This is a genomic window from Halostagnicola larsenii XH-48 (assembly GCF_000517625.1).
In the GTDB taxonomy this organism is placed as follows: domain Archaea; phylum Halobacteriota; class Halobacteria; order Halobacteriales; family Natrialbaceae; genus Halostagnicola; species Halostagnicola larsenii.
Window position 1 is genome coordinate 102,256 of sequence record NZ_CP007055.1, and the last position, 16,000, is coordinate 118,255.

Sequence of the window (16,000 nt, forward strand, 5' to 3'; positions counted from 1 at the left end):
ATCGCGCCCATCGTACCGAGTAAACAGTACTGGGCGCGCGAACAATCGTTCGTCCACACGAACGCTCACGAAAACTATTCTGGCCGCACGATCAACGCTCGAGCGCTACTCGCGCTTGCCCGCACCGAGCGCCGCTTCGCCGACTTTCTCGTGGCCCTCGATGACCTCCTGTCCGCCCATGTAGGGCCGTAGCGCTTCGGGAATCGTCACGGTCCCGTCGTCGTTCTGGTGGTACTCGAGGACCGCGACCATCACCCGCGGGAGCGCGAGCCCGGAGGCGTTCAGGGTGTGGAGGTATTCGGCCGATTCGTGGCGCTCTGGCCGGTAGCGAAGCCCGGCCCGGCGGGCCTGAAACTCCTTGAAGTTCGAGGCGGAGGAGACCTCGAGCCAGCGCCCACCTTCCGCGGGTCCGTCGTCCATGTCGTCGCCAGGTGCCCAGACCTCGATGTCGTAGGTCTTGGCCGAGGCGAAGGTGAGGTCGCCGGTGCAGAGTTCGAGGATCCGGTAGGGAAGCTCGAGTTTCCGAAGGACTTCTTCTGCTTCTCCCAGGAGGTCCTCGAGGCGCTCGTCGCTGGTTTCGGGGTCGACGAAGTTGACCAGTTCGACCTTGTTGAACTGGTGGACGCGGACGATACCCCGCGTTTCGGTGCCGTGTTCGCCGGCCTCGCGCCGGAAGTTCGGCGAGTAGGCCTGGTGTTTGAGCGGGAGGTCGTCGTTTAGCAGGATCTCGTCTGCGTACATGTTGGTGACCGAAACCTCCGCAGTCGGGCAGAGCCAGAGGTCGTCATCGTCGTGTTCGTCCCCGTTGTCGTCGCCGAGTCGGTAGGCATCCTCGGCGAACTTGGGAAGCTGTCCGGTTCCGCGCATCGATCGGCTGTTGACCGGAACCGGCGGGAAGATGTCGATGTAGCCTTGTTCGCGGTGGACGTCGAGCATGAACTGGATCAGCGCGTGCTCGAGGCGAGCGCCGTCGCCTTTCAGGAAGTAAAAGCCCGATCCGGTCGTCTTCGCGCCGCGAGCCTCGTCGATGATGTCCAGCTCTTCGCCGAGGTCGTAGTGGGGGACGACCTCGTCCGGAAGCTCGCGGCGGTCGTCGAACCCCCAGCGCCGTCGTTCGACGTTGTCGGCTTCGTCCTCGCCGACGGGGACGCTCTCGTCGGGAATCTGCGGGATCTCGAGCAGCCGTTGCTCGAGTTCGTCCTCGAGGTTGGACGCCTCCGCTTCGACGTCCTCGATGTCGTCTTTGAGCGACTGGGAGCGCTCGATGGCCTCCTGGGCTTTCTCGTCTTTGCCCTCCTGTTTGAGTTCGCCGATTTGGGAGCTGATCTCGTTTCGCTCGTGGCGAAGTTCGTCGCCGCGGGCTTTGAGCTCGCGCCAGCGTTCGTCGATATCGAGGATCTCGTCGAAGTCGACGTCGGCCCCCCGGTTCTCGAGGGCGTCGCGTACCGCGTCGGGATTCTCTCGTAGATAGGTCCGATCGAGCATTGACCGGTGATTCTTCGTCGCTCGGCAAAACCGTGTCGGAAGGCCGCCTCGGTCCGTCACAGCGACCGCCCCGAACAGCGGGTGGTTGCGGGAAACCCTTTTTTGCCGGGAGCGCGCTTCTCCGCTATGGATCCGTTCGAGGGCGAGGCGTCGTCGCGGCCCGTCGAGTACGAGCCCGTGAGCGTCAAAGACGTCTTAGTCGAGATGAAAGACACCGCGGAGCTGTTGATCGATCTCTCGTACTCGGCGGTGTTACACCGCAACGAAGCGCTCGCGACGGAAGTGCTCAGGCTAGAAGAGCGGATGGACGTTCTCGAGCTTCGGGCGCGGATGAGCCTGATGATGGCCGTTCGAAGCCCCGACGAGGCGGAAAAGCTCGCCCCGGTGCTCGGAATCGTTACCGCGGCAGGACAGATAAGCGACGCCGCCGGCGATATCGCGAAGATCGTCCTCGAGGATATCCGCCTTCCGGAGGCGATGCGCGCGGCGCTCCCCGAAGCCGTCGAGATGCTGGTCCGCGGCGTCGTCGACGCCGAGTCGGCCTACGAGGGACGAACGCTCGCGGATATCGACCTCGAGTCGGAGACCGGCGTGCGGGTCATCGCGCTCCGGCGCGGTGACGAGTGGCTTCTCAACCCCGGTCCCGACACGCGGATCGAGGTCGACGACGTCGCGTTTCTTCGCGGGCCCGAGTCGTCGATCGGCGACGTGTTTGGCCGGATGACGGGCAAATCCTACGACCCACCGGTTACCGACGCGCCGATGATCGATGATCTCGAGCGCGCCGTCGACACCATCGTCCACATGAAGAACCTCTCGGAACTAGCGGTCGATCTGGCCTACAGCTCTATTCTCTTCGACAGCGAGGAACTCGCCGAGGAGGTCCGCAACCTTGAGGTCGAGGTCGACGCCATGGAGTCGCGCTTCGAAGCCTGGACGCTTCGGGCGGCCGCCGACGCCGACGACCCCGTCGCGCTGCGAGGCTTGATCCACCTCGGCAGCGCCACGGAGGTCATCAGCGACGCCGCGGTCGACATCAGTGAAGGCGTTCTCAGGGATATCGACGTTCACCCGGTCGTTCACCTGGCGGTCCAGGAGAGCGACGAGATTCTCACCCGGGTGGAACTCGATGACGGGAGCGATCTGGACGGCACGTCCGTCACCGCGGGCGTTCCCGACGTCGACGCGACGATGTCGATAATCGCGATTCGTCGTCCCGGAGAAGGCTGGTTGCTCGTCGGAGAGGCCGGCGCTGAACTGCGCGGCGGGGACGTCCTGATCTCGAAGGGGACGCGAACGGCGGCGAGCGCGTTCGAAGAACTGGCACAGGCCTAACTCGAGGCGACACTGCTTTTTGCGATAGCAATCAGGTGAGCGCGGTCACAGCGAGAGCACTGCCGTCGAGATTCCGATGAAGATGATCATGCCGAAGACGTCGACGATGTTCGTCACGATCGGAATCGTCGTGTCGTCGGGGTCGATTCCGAGGCGAAACGAGGCGTACGTCGCGGCGAAGCTACAGACGATCGCAACAACTGCTACTGACATGCCACTGGAAAGCGAGATGGTCAACAACACCCAGAGCGGAAGGGTAGCTCCGATGATCTGCCCGATGAGCCACGCGCCGATCGCGAGTGCGGTAAATACCGTCGCGCCGAGTGCGAGGATCGCGAGGACGTTGGCCCACAGTTCCCGATCCCGCGGGTCGAACTCCGTCGTTCCCAGGTGAAGCCGCGTGGAGAGGCGCGAACTCAAGATCGCGCCGAGATTGCCACCCATGCCGACCATCGTCGGCACCATCACGGCGAGCAGGCCGTACTCGCCGAGCAGTTCCTGGGCGTCCTCGAGCGTGATACCCGCGATTAGCACGATTGCGCTGAGCAGCACCAATAGCGGAAACATGTTCCTGACGATGCGGTGGATGTCCCACGTCCCGACCGAACCTGACGGGACGCTCATCAGACGCTCACCTCCGGGCCGAGCGGAACGCTCATCAGGCGATCACCTCGACGATGGCGATCGAGAACAGCAAGAACAGCATACCGAAGACGTCTCCGAGCGTGGTGACGATCGGTCCGACGAGGTTGTCGGGGTCGTAGCCGTACGTGTAGCCGACGAAGATCAGCGCCAGCAGCCCAAAGATCATGAGAATAGAGGTTAACACGCCCGAGATGAGCATGATCCCGACGAACTCGGCGAGCGTCGCAGAGTCCCAGTCGAGGACCAACAGCGCGAGCCACGTGATGACGCCGATTACGACCGAGATACTGACTCCGTTGATAAACGACGCGATGATCGCGTTTATCAGCCGATCGTTCTTCTCGAAGTGCGGTTCGATCAGCCCTTGATGGAGTCCGCTCGAGATGCGGCCGCCGAGTGCGCCGTAGACGTTGCCCCTCGTGGCCAGAAAGACGGGAACCATCACGAGCAACCCCGGAAAGCGCTCGGCCTGCTCGACCATGCTATCGAGAACGAGTCCGGCGAAGAGGCCGCCGCCGAGGGCGACGAACAACACGGGGATCGCTTCGCGGTAGATCGACCAGACGTCACCGCGGACACTCATAGTTCGGAGTCACGCAGTATCCTGTTAAACCTAACGAGAAGGCATCTCGCCGGACAGTCCTCAAGCGATCGACGAGGACTGGGCGTTCCTGACGGCGCTGCGTGGGGACGGATGGACAAGATTTTAAGCCACCGCGGGCTACACCAGCCCACTATGGGTAAAAAATCGAAGGGCAAGAAAAAACGTCTCGCCAAACTCGAGAACCAGAACAGTCGTGTTCCGTCCTGGGTTATGCTCAAGACCGACATGAACGTCCAGCGAAATCCGAAGCGGCGCAACTGGCGGCGTAGCGACACCGACGAGTAAGGATATCTATGAGTGCAACTGATTTCGAAGAACGTGTTGTTACCGTTCCACTGCGTGATGTCAAGAAAGGTGCGAACCACGAAGCCGCCGGTCGTGCGATGACGATCGTCCGCGAGCACCTCGCGAAACACTTCGCGGTCGACGAAGACGTCGTCCGACTCGACCCCTCGATCAACGAGGCCGTCTGGTCCGAAGGCCGGGCGAACCCGCCGCGAAAGCTTCGCGTTCGCGCCGCGCGATTCGACGAAGAGGGCGAGGTCATCGTCGAAGCCGAGGTCGCCGAGTAACTTGCTACGCGCCTCCTTCACCGGGTCCTCCTATATCGGCGTCTTCGCCCGCGCGACCGACTCGTGTCTGCTCGTTCGGCCCGATGCCGACGACGACACCGTCGACGGGCTGGCAGCCGAACTCGAGGTCGATCCGGTACGGACGACCGTCGGCGGCTCCTCGACGGTTGGAGCGCTCGCGACGGGCAACGAAAACGGCCTGCTCGTCAGCACGCGCATCCTCGAGTACGAACGCGAGGCACTCGAGGACGCTGTCGAGGTTCCCGTCGAGGAGCTTCCGGGGAGTATCAACGCTGCCGGCAACGTCGTCCTGGCGAACGATTACGGTGCGTACGTCCACCCCGACCTGCCGCGAGACGCGATTCAGGTCGTCAAAGACACCCTCGAGGTGCCGGTCGAACGCGGCGACCTCGCGGGCGTTCGGACGGTTGGGACCGCCGGCGTCGCCAACAACACGGGCGTGCTTTGTCACCCGAAGGCGACGGACGCGGAACTCGACTTGCTCGAGGAGGCACTCGATGTCCGAGCCGATGTCGGGACGATCAACTACGGCGCGCCGCTGGTCGGTTCCGGGCTGCTCGCCAACGAGTCGGGCTACGCCGTCGGCGAGGACACGACGGGTCCCGAGCTCGGTCGAATCGAAGACGCGCTCGGCTACATCGACTGAGTATCTGCATCAGCGCTGGCGTCGTCGACGTGCTGACCGTTCGGTAGGTAAATTTTGTTTGCTGATCCGATACTGGTGAGAATTCACCGCTTTTCGAATTCGTGCCGGACAACGTCGCTCTCCTCGTCCCACTCGAAGTGTTCGTGGGCTCGCTCGAGCATCGATCTGTAGGCCTCGAGATTCTCGAACCCCTCGGATCGTGCGTCCTCGTCGGTCAGGTCGTCGAGCGTTCGGTCGGTAATCTCGGCGACTTCGAACGTCGTCCCGTCGATGGTGAACGTATCGCCGGCGTCGGCGTACTGCTGCCCGCGGTGGATCTGCGTGATGTCCCCCTCGAGGACCTGTTCGCGCATTCGTTCGCTCGGCAGGAGTTCGTCGGGATCGATTTCGCTCATAGCTCGTGTTCGCTCGCCAGCAGGAAAACTGTACGGCCAAACGGATTCTGTCTGGCCAACGGATTCTGTCTAGCCGACGGAGTCCGTATCTGCGAGCGGTCCTAGCCGACCAGCGTGATGAGAACGAACAGGCTCGCGATGGAGACGAGCGTCGTCACGAACACGTTCAACGAGGCGAACTGCTCGTCGCCGCCGAGTTCGTTCGCGAAGACGAACGTCGAGACAGCCGTCGGCGTCCCGAACATGACGACCGTCGCGGTGAACGTCGCGTCGTCGACGGCCAGCATCGAGAAGACTACCCACGCGAGCAGCGGCATGCAGACGATCTTGAGGGCGACGACCGCGCCGGATGCACCGAAATCGATCGCGGACAGGTCGACCTGGAGCGATGCGCCGACACACAGCAACGCGAGGGGCAGGGCGAACGCGCCGACGATGTCGAGACCGTTCACAGCGAGTGCGGGGACAGTAGTCGACGATGATCCCACGGCGAGTCCCGCGATCAACGCCAGAAGAACGGGGTTCTTGAGAAGCCCGACGAATTCCCGGCGGATCCGTGTTTCCGACTCGTTGACTACCGCGAGGACAAGGACCGTAAGCGGCACCTGCGTCAGCGAGATGACGCCCAATACGACGCTGGCGACGGCGGTTACGTCGCCGTTGAACGTCGCGTCCACGAGCGGCAGTCCGAGATATCCCAGATTCGAATGGTAAGACTGGACGACCGCGACGCTCTGGCGCGGCCTCGAGACCCGATTCCGGTGGACGAGCCAGGCGAGTCCCACCGTCGAGAACAGGACGAACAGCAAGCCGAAAAGTAGCGTCGGCGAGAGCAGGTCGCCGATCGCCCGATCGTACGTCGAGATGAAGATGAGCGCCGGTAACGCGACGTAGTAGGCGACGGCGTTCAGCCGTGCAGTCCTGTTCGTATCGAGCACGCCGCTCGCTCGCAATCCGGTTCCGACCAGCAACAACGCGAGCAGCCCCAGCAGCCGAGCGACGACCTCCATGCTCCGGCACAGATGACGGGTGGCCTTTTGCCGTTCGGTTTGGGATTCGAGGACCAGCGCACCGATCCCATTCGAACTGACTGCTTCTCACTCGATCGAATCGGCGAATGGAAGGCAAGGTTCTTCCGACTCCCCGACGGATGAACGTGCATGAGTGAATTCAGCGTCAGCGGTCAATTCAAGAACCGAGATGGCTACGCGTCGTTCGAGACGACGGTCGACGCCGAAAACGAGAACGTCGCTCGCGAGCACGTACTCTCCCAGATCGGGAGCCGACACGGCGTCAAACGGACGGGTATCGAACTTGAGGAGGTTACCCAGCGATGAGTAGTCAACAGGAACTCCAGCAGCTCTCCCAGCAGCTTCAGGAACTCGAGGAACAGATCGAAGCGCTCGAGGCGAACGTCGAGTCGATCCAGCAAGAGAAGACGGAGGTCGACGAGGCCATCGAAGCCGTCGAAACGCTCGAGACGGACTCGGTCGTGCAGGTTCCGCTCGGCGGCGGCGCGTACGTCCGTGCAACCGTCGAAGACATCGACGAAGTGATCGTCGAACTCGGCGCGGATTACGCGGCGGAGTTCGAGCAGGACGGTGCGACCGAGACACTCGAGAACAAAAAGGAGAACCTCGACGACGAGATCGACGAGGTCAACGCCCAGATCTCCGAGCTCGAAGCCGAGAGTACGCAGCTCGAACAGCAGGCTCAGCAGCTCCAACAGCAGGCGATGCAACAGCAGATGCAGCAGATGCAGGGACAGGGTCCTGACGAGTAAGCCCCTTTCCACCCATGTTCGATAACCTGAAGGAGAAACTCGGGAGCTTCCGGAAAGACGCCGAAGCGGCCGCCGAGGAGAACGCCGAAGCCGTCGAGGACTCGGATGACGTGGTTGAGGAATCAGACGATGCAGTCGATGAGCCCGACGACGCGTCGCAGTCGCTCGAGGCAGACGAGGGTACCGAGGGCGTCGACGCGGCTGCAGATCTGGAGGCGACCGATCCACCCGCCGATATTGCTGACGCGAGTGGAGACGGTGCTCCGGCGGACTCAGCGACCGAAGCGGATCTGCAATCAGAGGCTGCAGGTGGCTCCGCTGTATCCGACGACGCCGCGTCGCTCCACGAGGAGTCGACGCCAGCAGATCGCTCGTCTCCGTCCGGAACGGCCGGGGTGACGGCGGGAACGGCCGCCGACGAACCGGTGACGGCGGAGCCGGATGCGACAGCGCCCGAGGAATCTTCGGACGACGAGGAGTCGGATGCGGACGACGACAACGGATCGACCGGCTTCGGCCGCAAGGCCAAATCGCTCGTCCGCGGGAAGTTCGTCATCGAGGAGGACGACCTCGAGGCGCCGCTTCAGGAACTCGAACTGGCACTCCTCTCGAGCGACGTCGAGATGGGCGTCGCGGAGGAGATCCTCGATAACATCCGCGACGAACTGATCGGCGAGACGCGGACGTTTACGACCTCGACGGGTGACGTCGTCGAAGAAGCCTTACGCGATGCGATCTACGACGTCATCAGCGTCGGCCAGTTCGATTTCGACGAGCGCATCGCCGTCGAGGACAAACCGCTCGTCATCATCTTCACCGGCGTCAACGGCGTCGGCAAGACGACGTCGATCGCGAAACTCGACCGATATCTCGAGGAGCGCGGCTACTCGAGCGTGATGGCCAACGGGGATACGTACCGTGCGGGTGCCAACGAGCAGATCCGCGAACACGCCGAGGCGCGAGATACCAAACTGATCGCCCACGATCAGGGCGGCGACCCCGCCGCGGTGTTGTACGACGCGGTCGAGTACGCCGAAGCACACGATATCGACGTCGTCCTCGGCGACACGGCGGGTCGGCTCCACACCGACGAAGGGTTGATGGACCAACTCGAGAAGATCAATCGAGTCGTCGGCCCCGACATGACGCTGTTCGTCGACGAGGCCGTCGCCGGACAGGACGCGGTCAACCGCGCTCGAGAGTTCAACGAGGCCGCCGAAATCGACGGTGCAATCTTGACGAAGGCCGACGCCGACTCCAACGGCGGGGCGGCGATTTCGGTCGCTCACGTCACCGGGAAGCCGATTCTCTTCCTCGGCGTCGGTCAGGAGTACGACGACCTAGAGCCGTTCGATCCCGAGGAGATGGCGGATCGGCTGCTCGAGGACGAGTAATCGGTCTCGACCGAACAGGTCGTTCTTCGAAGGTAGTTTTCGAATAGATCCCTCTGCCGGCAACTACGGATGCATACAGAACGGTCGTGGGAACACTGAAGTGACCGTCAGATGTCAACTTATGCATGGATGAACGTCGGAGCGTGAAGGAAGCCTATGACGAGATGGCAGAATACTACACAGACGTAGTGACTTCTGAGTCATCGTCGGAACTATCCAAACCAGTGAAGCGCTTTCAGAATGAACTCGGACCCGAAGACGAACTATTGGACGCCGGTTGTGGACCGGGCAGATCGACATTACGGATGTCCGGGGAGAGCAGTGTCGGCCTCGATATTTCCCGTGAGCAGTTATCACTGGCCAAGGAGAGGGTTACGGCAAGACTCGTGCAAGGCGATATGACTGCACTTCCTTTCGCCAGCGATTCATTCGATGCCGTCTGCGCAATGTACTCGCTGATCCACGTTCCGGTGGACGACCACCGAACCGCCCTCGCAGAGTTCGCACGCGTACTCCAGCCCGGCGGGACGTTGCTGGTCACCGAAGGCGGTGTTGAGTGGACTGGATCAAACCCCGATTGGCTCGACAGTGGGACCGAGATGCGCTGGTCAATGGCAGGTCCCGAAGCTACACGGAATGACCTGCAGGCCTGTGGTTTCGAGATACGAGAAGTATGGGACGTACCGGATCCAACCACCGACGACGGAGTGAAGCCATTCTTCCTTGCTACTCTCGCATAGCTGTTCAGTTCATCGCCTGTACTTACTGCGGCGACAACCGGCATACCTCCGACGCCGACTACTCGAGCAGATCACCACTAACCCGACACCCACAGGGGTACGCATTGTGACACTCTGGAACGAGTTGGACGACCGCGCTAACCGGGAGTTCACAGTGGGGACACTCGGGGCGGGCTGGCGGGTCTTCGTCGGTCACCCACACGCCCTGTTTCGTCACGACGAGCGAGACGTCGTGGATCTCGAGGCGAACCTCGACCGCGTCGCCGCCCGTCTCGAGTAGCCGGGCGAGCGCCTCAGGATCGAACTCCCTGCCGAGCTGGTAGGACTCTCGAGGGATGCCCTCCTTCTCGAGGGTGCGGACGATGTCCACGACCAGACTATCGGTCGTTGCTGTCATGGTCTGTGGGCACCCTCGAGTGCGTTTATCGTAGCTGTCGATCGTTGCGTTCGATTCGTCTGTCGGACGGGATGTTTAAGCCCGCGGAGAAGATATCCAATCATGGCAACCGATCCTCTAAGGGGTTGGAAGCCACGTCTCGGGTGTCACTACCACCCGGGGCATTTCAATACGAGTGCCCCCTCCGTGGAGTTTTGGCTTCCATTTGGTATCACGTTCTGTAGTGTCATATAACTACTGTTTCTGGGTGGGAATAATGTCGTCTTGTGGCTTCGATGCTCGAGTTCTCCGACACGGATCGCTGCTATAGTCTTGAACACCACTATCGCTGGCAACACTGATTGCCACACCCTCCCCAACCGATTCGCTCGCTCGCAGGCTCACGGCGTCGCCGTTCGCTGTTCCGCGACGCTCCGCGTCGCGCTCCGCTCACTCATCCCTCGCACGGCTTTCTCTCGCGGATCGCTATCGCGACCCGCTCTCGAGCGCGCGCCACCGCACGTGGCTTCGCCGAGATAGTGAATGGCAGCAACTCCGTGCCCTGCCCGATCTATTGGGCCACAAGAACTCTCTATGCAGTTCGATGGTCCTCCTTTCGCTCGAGGCCGTGGTTGCAAGCGCTCGGCGTAGTTTCTTCCGCTCGAGTGGTGTAACCCGCCCGTCATGGCTATCGACACAGTCCTCGTCGTGGGAGCGACGGGAACGCAAGGCGGTGCCGTCGCTCGGCATCTCCTCGAGCAGGATTTCGAGGTCCTCGCGCTGACTCGAGACAAGGACAAACACGAGTCACACCACCTCGCCGAGCGGGGGGCCGAACTCGTCGAGGGGACGCTCGCGGAGAAAAACACCATCGAGCCGCTGGTCGAGGAGGCTGACGGCGTCTTTTTGATGACCAACTATTGGGAGCACGGCTACGACGACGAGGTCGCCCAGGGGCGAAATGCGGTCGAGTTAATCGACGAGGTGGGCGTCGAGCACCTCGTCTTCTCCTCGGTCGGCGGGGCCGACCGCGACACCGGAATCTCACATTTCGATTCGAAGTGGGAGATCGAGGGGTTGATCGACGACCACGGTATTTCAGCAACGGTCGTCCGCCCCGTCTTCTTTGCGCAGAACCTCGAGGGCTTTCACGACTCGATCGAGGAGGGAACGCTCGCGATGGGCCTCGAGCCCTCGAACCCGCTGCAAGTCCTCGATATCGAGGATCTGGGCGCGTTCGTCGCGCAGGTGTTTTCCGATCCAGAAGAACACGAGGATGAGTCCTACGAACTCGCGAGCGACGAACTCCCGCTTCGCGCGATGGCGGTTCGATTCGCCGACGCCCTCGAGCGGCCCGTTCGCGCCCAGCACCTCTCGATCGACGACGTCGAGGAGAGTCAGGGCGAGGAGTACGCCGTGATGTTCGAGTGGTTCAACGAGGCGGGCTATGAGTCGCCGATCGACGACCTCCGGGCAGAGTTCGACGTCCCGTTCAATCGCCTCGAGACCTACCTCGAACGCGAGTGGGCCGAGTGACCGCTACGTACGTTGACGGACGTGTTCTCCGGACGGACCGTCTCTCGAGCCGACACCTCCGATCGTAGCATTTACCGGAAATTTGTGCCGACACTCGCTCTTCGTTCAGGGTACCGGCTGTCACGACTAAACTCGTTGCGGACATCTCGAGGATTCGATTTGGTCACCCAGCAACCGGATGTGGCAAAAATTTCCTGATTACCCTAGCCCCGTCATGGTTCGCCTGATTACGGAAGGGTATAGGGATAGGGTGCTAGAATCCAGTAACCGATGAGCGCGACAGTTATCTCGAGTACGGTAGCGGCTACTCGTCTTTTGACACGGCGGTGGTTTGCGTGAACACAACCGAACAGTACAAACAGAACAAACACCCCCTCGACGTCATCGACGACGTCTACGAGTACGCCGAGGACGAGCTCACCTTCGAGGAGATCGAAGAGCGAGCGGGCGGCGGCGAGTGGGAGCGCCTGAAGTGGGCCGGCATGTACGCCCAGAAACAGGAGGGCTACTTCATGATCCGGACGAAGGTCCCCGGCGGGAAACTCACGCCGGAGCAGGCCGAGGTCATCGGCGAGGTCACCGACGACCTCGCGGTCGCCCCCGAAGAGTACGGCGGCGAAGAGCAGAACGAACTCTGGGGCGACGCCTACCTCGACATCACGACCCGACAGGACATCCAGAAACACTGGATCCGCATCGAGGACGTCCCGGAGATGTGGGACCGGTACGACGAGGTCGGCCTGACGACGGTTCAGGGCTGTGGCGACGGCGCTCGAAACGTACTCGGCTGCCCCGCGGCCGGACTCGACGATCACGAATGCTTTAACGCGCAGCCGGTCATCGACGCGGTCTCGGACTACTTCACCGGGAACCGCGAGTACGCCAACCTGCCGCGGAAGTTCAAGATGACGATCACCGGCTGTGCACACGACTGCGCGCAGTCCCAGATCAACGACATCGGACTCGTCCCCGCGAAAAAGGAGATAGACGGCGAGTACCTCTACGGCTTCCACGCCCGCGTCGGCGGCGGCCTCTCCGACGGCCCGCGAATGGGTTCGGAACTCGACGCCTTCATCCGACCCGAAGACGCCGTCGAGTTCTGTCGCGCCGTCGCCCAGACGTTCAAGGAGATCGGCGACCGCAACAACCGCGGCGTCTGCCGCATGCGGTATCTGGTCCAGCAACTCGGCCCAGAGAAGTTCGAGGAAGCCATCCGCGACCGCTGTACGATCGACCTGCCCGACGCCGGCGAGAACCTGACCGTCGGCTACAAGGGCGACCACGTCGGCGTCCACGACCAGAAACAGGACGGTCTGCAGTACGTCGGCTTCAACGTGATCGCCGGCCGCATGGGCGGCGACGAGTTCGCCGAAGCCGCCCGCGCCGCGAAAAAGTACGGTACCGACGAGGCCTCCGTCCGCCTCGCGACCGACCAGAACTTCCTCATCACGCACATCCCCGAGGAGAACGTCGATGACCTGCTCGCAGAACCGTTCGCCGAGGACTACCAGCCGGATCCCGGCCCGTTCTCCCGGGGCGCGGTCGGCTGTACGGGCAACGAGTTCTGTAACTACGCGATCATCGAGACCAAAAAGCGCACCAAACGCTGGGCTCGAGAACTCGACGACCGTATCAACACGCCCGACGACCTCGATGTCGTCCGGATGCACATGTCCGGCTGCTCGGCTTCGTGTGCACAGCCACAGATCGCGGACATCGGCTTCCGCGGCGAGACCGTCAAACTCGAGGACGAAAACAGCCCGAACGAGGAAGGGGACAACCTCGTCGAAGGCATGGACTTCGGCCTCGGCGGTTCGCTCGGTGAGGACAACGAGTTCCTCGATTGGATCGAACACGCGGTGCCGGCCGACGCGGTGATTCCGGCGCTCGAGCGACTGTTCGACGCCTACGCCGACGAAAAGTACGACGACGAGCAGTTCTACGCCTGGTGTCGCCGCGTCGACAACGAGCGGCTTCGCTCGATCATGCAACAGGCCGATGCACCCGTTGCAGGAGGTGTTGCCCATGGGGATTGATGGCGAGGACGAGCGAACGTTCCCGACCGTTCCCGAATCTAGCGGCGACGACGATGACGACGTTATCGTCCCCGAGACCAGCGGCCACGCGCCGCGGTCGCGAGCCGATACCGACAACGCCCGAGAGGGAGCGATTCAGCCCGCCAGTACCGATTCGAACGGTGACGCCACCGCCGGCGACAGCTGTTCACCCAGTACCTGTACCTGCGGCGAGAAGACACAGGAAAAGACCGTCGCGACGGATGGAGCAGGTGTCGCGAACGTCGACGAGATGGGCGAACTCGGCGACCTTGAGTTCACCGAACCCGCGGAGGGTATCAGCCAGGATGTCGATAACGGCGCACCCGACGAACGGGTCGGGGTTCCTGACGGCGTCGACCTCGAGACCCCCGAGTACTCGATCCGGTCGGAGATGAACAACATCGACACGCCGGACGACAAGACCTGGTTCATGGAACTGGACGAGGCCGTCATCGACGACGGCCGCTGTATCCAGTGTGGGACCTGTGTCGCCGCCTGTCCGTCCGACTCCATCGGAATCGGCGACGACGGCAAGCCGGAACTCGTCAAGATGTGTACCGGCTGTTCGCTCTGTTGGGACTTCTGCCCGCGCGGCGGACTGCGCTACGAGCGCCAGTGGAAGATCACCGGCGGCGACGACAACGTCAAAGGCGCCGGCGACCCGATCACGGAGTTCTCCGCGCGGGTCGACGAGGACTGGACGAAAGACGCCCAGGACGGCGGCGTCGTCACGACGGTCCTCTCGCACCTCCTCGAGGCGGGCGAGATCGACGGCGCGCTCGTCGCGACCGAAAGCGAGGAGGAACCGTGGAAGGCCGAGAGCTATCTCGCGACCAGTCACGAGGACCTGATCGAGAACGCCGGAACCATCTACAACCAGACGATGGCGCTCGGCAACCTGAATCTCGACCAGTGGGAGCACAAGCTCCCCGACAAACCGTTCGACGACATCAGTCTCGCGCTCGTCGGAACGCCGTGTGAAATCGAGGGCATTCGCGCCCTGCAGGACTTCGAGTGGGACTACCAGGCCCAGAACGAGGGCGTTCGCGCGATCGACTACACGATCGCGTTGATGTGTACGAAGAACTTCAACTACTACAGCCTCATGGGCGAGCAGCTAGAGGACCAGCGAGGCATCTCGCTCGACGAGGTCGGCAAAATGGACGTCCTCCACGGGAAGCTCATGGTCTACGACAACGACGGAGAGATGATTCTCGACGAGGACATCGAGAACTTCCACGACGCCGCGCTCAAAGGCTGTGACGAGTGTGCGGACTTCACCGGCTTCTGTGCCGACCTCACCGTCGGCTCGGTCGGTTCCTCCGACGAGTACTCGAGCGTCATCGTCCGAACCGAGCAGGGCATGAAAGCCTGGGATATCACCGAACCCGACCTGGACTACCACGACCTAGAGGACAAGTCCGCGGTCGGCAAACTCCAGGGCTGGGACAAGAAGAAGGCCTTCGAAAGCCTCGAACGACCGTTCGATCCCGATGCACCTCGATTCATCGACTACACGGACCACGCCGAGAACTACGGCACGACGCTGAATCCCCACGACGAGGGCCACTGATTCACGCGACGGCCGCTGGCGATCCTGTCGACGCTCCGCTTTCGCGATTTTCGGTGCACGCCGTTCGATTCGATCGTGTCACGACTATCGACCCGTGAGCACACGCTGTCGCCTCGGTCCACGAGCACTGGCATTGCGCTGCCGGCTCGAGACCGACGGTCAAACGGCAGTACCATTTTTCCGCGGACTTATTGATGAACGGCCGGAACTGCGACTATGAAGTCCGAAATCCGAGTCGCGACGCCGGCGGACGCCGCCGAGATTCGAGACATTTACGCCCCGTTTTGCGAGGACTCGGCGGTGACGTTCGAGGAATCGGTCCCCACCGAAGCCGAGATGGCAGAGCGCGTCGAGGCGACTCTCGAGACCTACCCGTGGCTCGTCTGCGAACGCGACGGCGAAGTCGTCGGCTACGCCTACGCGAGCGCGTTGCGCCCGCGCCGGGCCTACGAGTGGGTCGTCGAACTCTCCGTCTACGTCGCCGAAGACGCCCGACAAGGTGGGATCGGCCGTGGGCTGTACGCGTCGCTGTTCGCGATTCTCGAGCGACAGGGCGTCTGTGACGCCTACTCCGTGACGACGCTGCCGAACCCGGAGACGGTCCGGTTTCACGAACGACTCGGATTCGAGCGATTCGCCGACTTTCCGCGGGTCGGCTACACGCAGGGCGAGTGGCACGACGTGCGCTGGTGGCGACGGGAAATCGCGACGAAGCCCGAGAACCCGTCGCGTCCCGATCCGTTCCCCGTCGTTCGCGACTCGCCCGACTGGAACGAACTGGTCGCGACGGGCGAACCCCACCTCGAGTCGTCGTAGGCGACGCAGTTCGGACGCTCTC

General features: G+C 62.5%; 18 protein-coding genes. 12 read left to right on the forward strand and 6 right to left on the reverse strand.

Annotated features, from left to right (window positions below):
* Positions 1-105 precede the first annotated feature (105 nt).
* Positions 106-1,485, reverse strand: a complete 1,380-nt coding sequence (serS, locus tag HALLA_RS00490) for a serine--tRNA ligase (protein ID WP_049951554.1) — start codon at positions 1,483-1,485, stop codon at positions 106-108.
* Positions 1,486-1,611: 126 nt separating this feature from the next.
* On the opposite strand from serS, the gene HALLA_RS00495 reads away from it, so the two are divergent.
* A complete protein-coding gene (locus HALLA_RS00495; protein WP_049951555.1) occupies positions 1,612-2,820 on the forward strand; it encodes a potassium channel family protein in 1,209 nt (402 codons plus the stop codon).
* 45 nt (positions 2,821-2,865) lie between these two features.
* Here HALLA_RS00495 and HALLA_RS00500 read toward each other — a convergent pair whose 3' ends face one another.
* Both HALLA_RS00500 and HALLA_RS00505 read right to left on the reverse strand, forming a co-directional pair.
* Positions 2,866-3,444, reverse strand: coding sequence for a magnesium transporter (locus tag HALLA_RS00500; RefSeq protein WP_049951556.1), 579 nt, complete (start codon positions 3,442-3,444; stop codon positions 2,866-2,868).
* 34 nt (positions 3,445-3,478) lie between these two features.
* Positions 3,479-4,048, reverse strand: a complete 570-nt coding sequence (locus tag HALLA_RS00505) for a magnesium transporter (RefSeq protein WP_049951557.1) — start codon at positions 4,046-4,048, stop codon at positions 3,479-3,481.
* Positions 4,049-4,201: 153 nt separating this feature from the next.
* On the opposite strand from HALLA_RS00505, the gene HALLA_RS00510 reads away from it, so the two are divergent.
* The 3 genes from HALLA_RS00510 to HALLA_RS00520 are packed head-to-tail and all read left to right on the forward strand — an operon-like array spanning position 4,202 to position 5,308.
* On the forward strand, positions 4,202-4,354 hold the full coding sequence (locus tag HALLA_RS00510) for a 50S ribosomal protein L39e (protein WP_049951558.1): 153 nt from the start codon (positions 4,202-4,204) through the stop codon (positions 4,352-4,354).
* An 8-nt stretch (positions 4,355-4,362) separates the two neighbouring features.
* Positions 4,363-4,641, forward strand: a complete 279-nt coding sequence (locus HALLA_RS00515) for a 50S ribosomal protein L31e (protein ID WP_049951559.1) — start codon at positions 4,363-4,365, stop codon at positions 4,639-4,641.
* A 1-nt stretch (position 4,642) separates the two neighbouring features.
* A complete protein-coding gene (locus HALLA_RS00520) occupies positions 4,643-5,308 on the forward strand; it encodes a translation initiation factor IF-6 (RefSeq protein WP_049951560.1) in 666 nt (221 codons plus the stop codon).
* 83 nt (positions 5,309-5,391) lie between these two features.
* On the opposite strand, the gene HALLA_RS00525 is transcribed toward HALLA_RS00520, so the two are convergent.
* Both HALLA_RS00525 and HALLA_RS00530 read right to left on the reverse strand, forming a co-directional pair.
* A complete protein-coding gene (locus HALLA_RS00525; protein ID WP_049951561.1) occupies positions 5,392-5,703 on the reverse strand; it encodes a hypothetical protein in 312 nt (103 codons plus the stop codon).
* A 101-nt stretch (positions 5,704-5,804) separates the two neighbouring features.
* Positions 5,805-6,713 (reverse strand): AEC family transporter, encoded by a 909-nt coding sequence (locus HALLA_RS00530; protein WP_049951562.1) that lies wholly within the window; start codon positions 6,711-6,713, stop codon positions 5,805-5,807.
* Between the two features lie 150 nt (positions 6,714-6,863).
* Here HALLA_RS00530 and rpl18a point away from each other — a divergent pair, with 150 nt between their 5' ends.
* The 4 genes from rpl18a to HALLA_RS00550 all read left to right on the forward strand — a co-directional run bounded on the left by rpl18a (position 6,864) and on the right by HALLA_RS00550 (position 9,620).
* Positions 6,864-7,040, forward strand: a complete 177-nt coding sequence (gene rpl18a, locus HALLA_RS00535) for a 50S ribosomal protein L18Ae (protein ID WP_049951563.1) — start codon at positions 6,864-6,866, stop codon at positions 7,038-7,040.
* Positions 7,037-7,486, forward strand: coding sequence for a prefoldin subunit alpha (pfdA, locus tag HALLA_RS00540; RefSeq protein ID WP_049951564.1), 450 nt, complete (start codon positions 7,037-7,039; stop codon positions 7,484-7,486). Before rpl18a ends, pfdA begins: the two co-directional genes overlap by 4 nt.
* A 14-nt stretch (positions 7,487-7,500) precedes the next feature.
* Complete coding sequence (gene ftsY, locus HALLA_RS00545) at positions 7,501-8,880, forward strand: signal recognition particle-docking protein FtsY (RefSeq protein WP_049951565.1); 1,380 nt, start codon at positions 7,501-7,503, stop codon at positions 8,878-8,880.
* A gap of 125 nt (positions 8,881-9,005) precedes the next feature.
* Positions 9,006-9,620 (forward strand): class I SAM-dependent methyltransferase, encoded by a 615-nt coding sequence (locus tag HALLA_RS00550; RefSeq protein ID WP_084568869.1) that lies wholly within the window; start codon positions 9,006-9,008, stop codon positions 9,618-9,620.
* Positions 9,621-9,678: 58 nt separating this feature from the next.
* Here the strand turns inward: HALLA_RS00550 and HALLA_RS00555 are convergent, their stop codons facing one another.
* The gene (locus tag HALLA_RS00555) at positions 9,679-10,017 is read right to left on the reverse strand and encodes a hypothetical protein (RefSeq protein WP_049951567.1); all 339 of its coding nucleotides are present in this window, start codon (positions 10,015-10,017) and stop codon (positions 9,679-9,681) included.
* 663 nt (positions 10,018-10,680) lie between these two features.
* Here HALLA_RS00555 and HALLA_RS00560 point away from each other — a divergent pair.
* The 4 genes from HALLA_RS00560 (at position 10,681) to HALLA_RS00575 (ending at position 15,978) form a co-directional block, all read left to right on the forward strand.
* Positions 10,681-11,532 carry an NmrA/HSCARG family protein gene (locus tag HALLA_RS00560; protein WP_049951568.1) on the forward strand — a complete coding sequence of 284 codons (852 nt, stop codon included), beginning with the start codon at positions 10,681-10,683 and terminating at the stop codon, positions 11,530-11,532.
* 335 nt (positions 11,533-11,867) lie between these two features.
* Positions 11,868-13,568, forward strand: a complete 1,701-nt coding sequence (locus HALLA_RS00565; RefSeq protein ID WP_049953952.1) for a nitrite/sulfite reductase — start codon at positions 11,868-11,870, stop codon at positions 13,566-13,568.
* On the forward strand, positions 13,558-15,162 hold the full coding sequence (locus tag HALLA_RS00570; protein ID WP_049951569.1) for a Coenzyme F420 hydrogenase/dehydrogenase, beta subunit C-terminal domain: 1,605 nt from the start codon (positions 13,558-13,560) through the stop codon (positions 15,160-15,162). The genes HALLA_RS00565 and HALLA_RS00570 overlap by 11 nt, the downstream gene beginning before the upstream one ends.
* 216 nt (positions 15,163-15,378) lie before the next feature.
* A complete protein-coding gene (locus HALLA_RS00575; protein ID WP_049951570.1) occupies positions 15,379-15,978 on the forward strand; it encodes a GNAT family N-acetyltransferase in 600 nt (199 codons plus the stop codon).
* Positions 15,979-16,000: the final 22 nt, after the last annotated feature.

What these genes read in the sequence shown, in the direction of transcription:
- serS (WP_049951554.1), bottom strand. Translation starts at nt 1,485, where the DNA reads ATGCTCGATCGGACCTATCTACGAGAGAATCCCGACGCGGTACGCGAC.
- HALLA_RS00495 (WP_049951555.1), top strand. Translation starts at nt 1,612, where the DNA reads ATGGATCCGTTCGAGGGCGAGGCGTCGTCGCGGCCCGTCGAGTACGAG.
- HALLA_RS00500 (WP_049951556.1), bottom strand. Translation starts at nt 3,444, where the DNA reads ATGAGCGTCCCGTCAGGTTCGGTCGGGACGTGGGACATCCACCGCATC.
- HALLA_RS00505 (WP_049951557.1), bottom strand. Translation starts at nt 4,048, where the DNA reads ATGAGTGTCCGCGGTGACGTCTGGTCGATCTACCGCGAAGCGATCCCC.
- HALLA_RS00510 (WP_049951558.1), top strand. Translation starts at nt 4,202, where the DNA reads ATGGGTAAAAAATCGAAGGGCAAGAAAAAACGTCTCGCCAAACTCGAG.
- HALLA_RS00515 (WP_049951559.1), top strand. Translation starts at nt 4,363, where the DNA reads ATGAGTGCAACTGATTTCGAAGAACGTGTTGTTACCGTTCCACTGCGT.
- HALLA_RS00525 (WP_049951561.1), bottom strand. Translation starts at nt 5,703, where the DNA reads ATGAGCGAAATCGATCCCGACGAACTCCTGCCGAGCGAACGAATGCGC.
- HALLA_RS00530 (WP_049951562.1), bottom strand. Translation starts at nt 6,713, where the DNA reads ATGGAGGTCGTCGCTCGGCTGCTGGGGCTGCTCGCGTTGTTGCTGGTC.
- rpl18a (WP_049951563.1), top strand. Translation starts at nt 6,864, where the DNA reads ATGAGTGAATTCAGCGTCAGCGGTCAATTCAAGAACCGAGATGGCTAC.
- pfdA (WP_049951564.1), top strand. Translation starts at nt 7,037, where the DNA reads ATGAGTAGTCAACAGGAACTCCAGCAGCTCTCCCAGCAGCTTCAGGAA.
- ftsY (WP_049951565.1), top strand. Translation starts at nt 7,501, where the DNA reads ATGTTCGATAACCTGAAGGAGAAACTCGGGAGCTTCCGGAAAGACGCC.
- HALLA_RS00550 (WP_084568869.1), top strand. Translation starts at nt 9,006, where the DNA reads ATGGATGAACGTCGGAGCGTGAAGGAAGCCTATGACGAGATGGCAGAA.
- HALLA_RS00555 (WP_049951567.1), bottom strand. Translation starts at nt 10,017, where the DNA reads ATGACAGCAACGACCGATAGTCTGGTCGTGGACATCGTCCGCACCCTC.
- HALLA_RS00560 (WP_049951568.1), top strand. Translation starts at nt 10,681, where the DNA reads ATGGCTATCGACACAGTCCTCGTCGTGGGAGCGACGGGAACGCAAGGC.
- HALLA_RS00570 (WP_049951569.1), top strand. Translation starts at nt 13,558, where the DNA reads ATGGGGATTGATGGCGAGGACGAGCGAACGTTCCCGACCGTTCCCGAA.
- HALLA_RS00575 (WP_049951570.1), top strand. Translation starts at nt 15,379, where the DNA reads ATGAAGTCCGAAATCCGAGTCGCGACGCCGGCGGACGCCGCCGAGATT.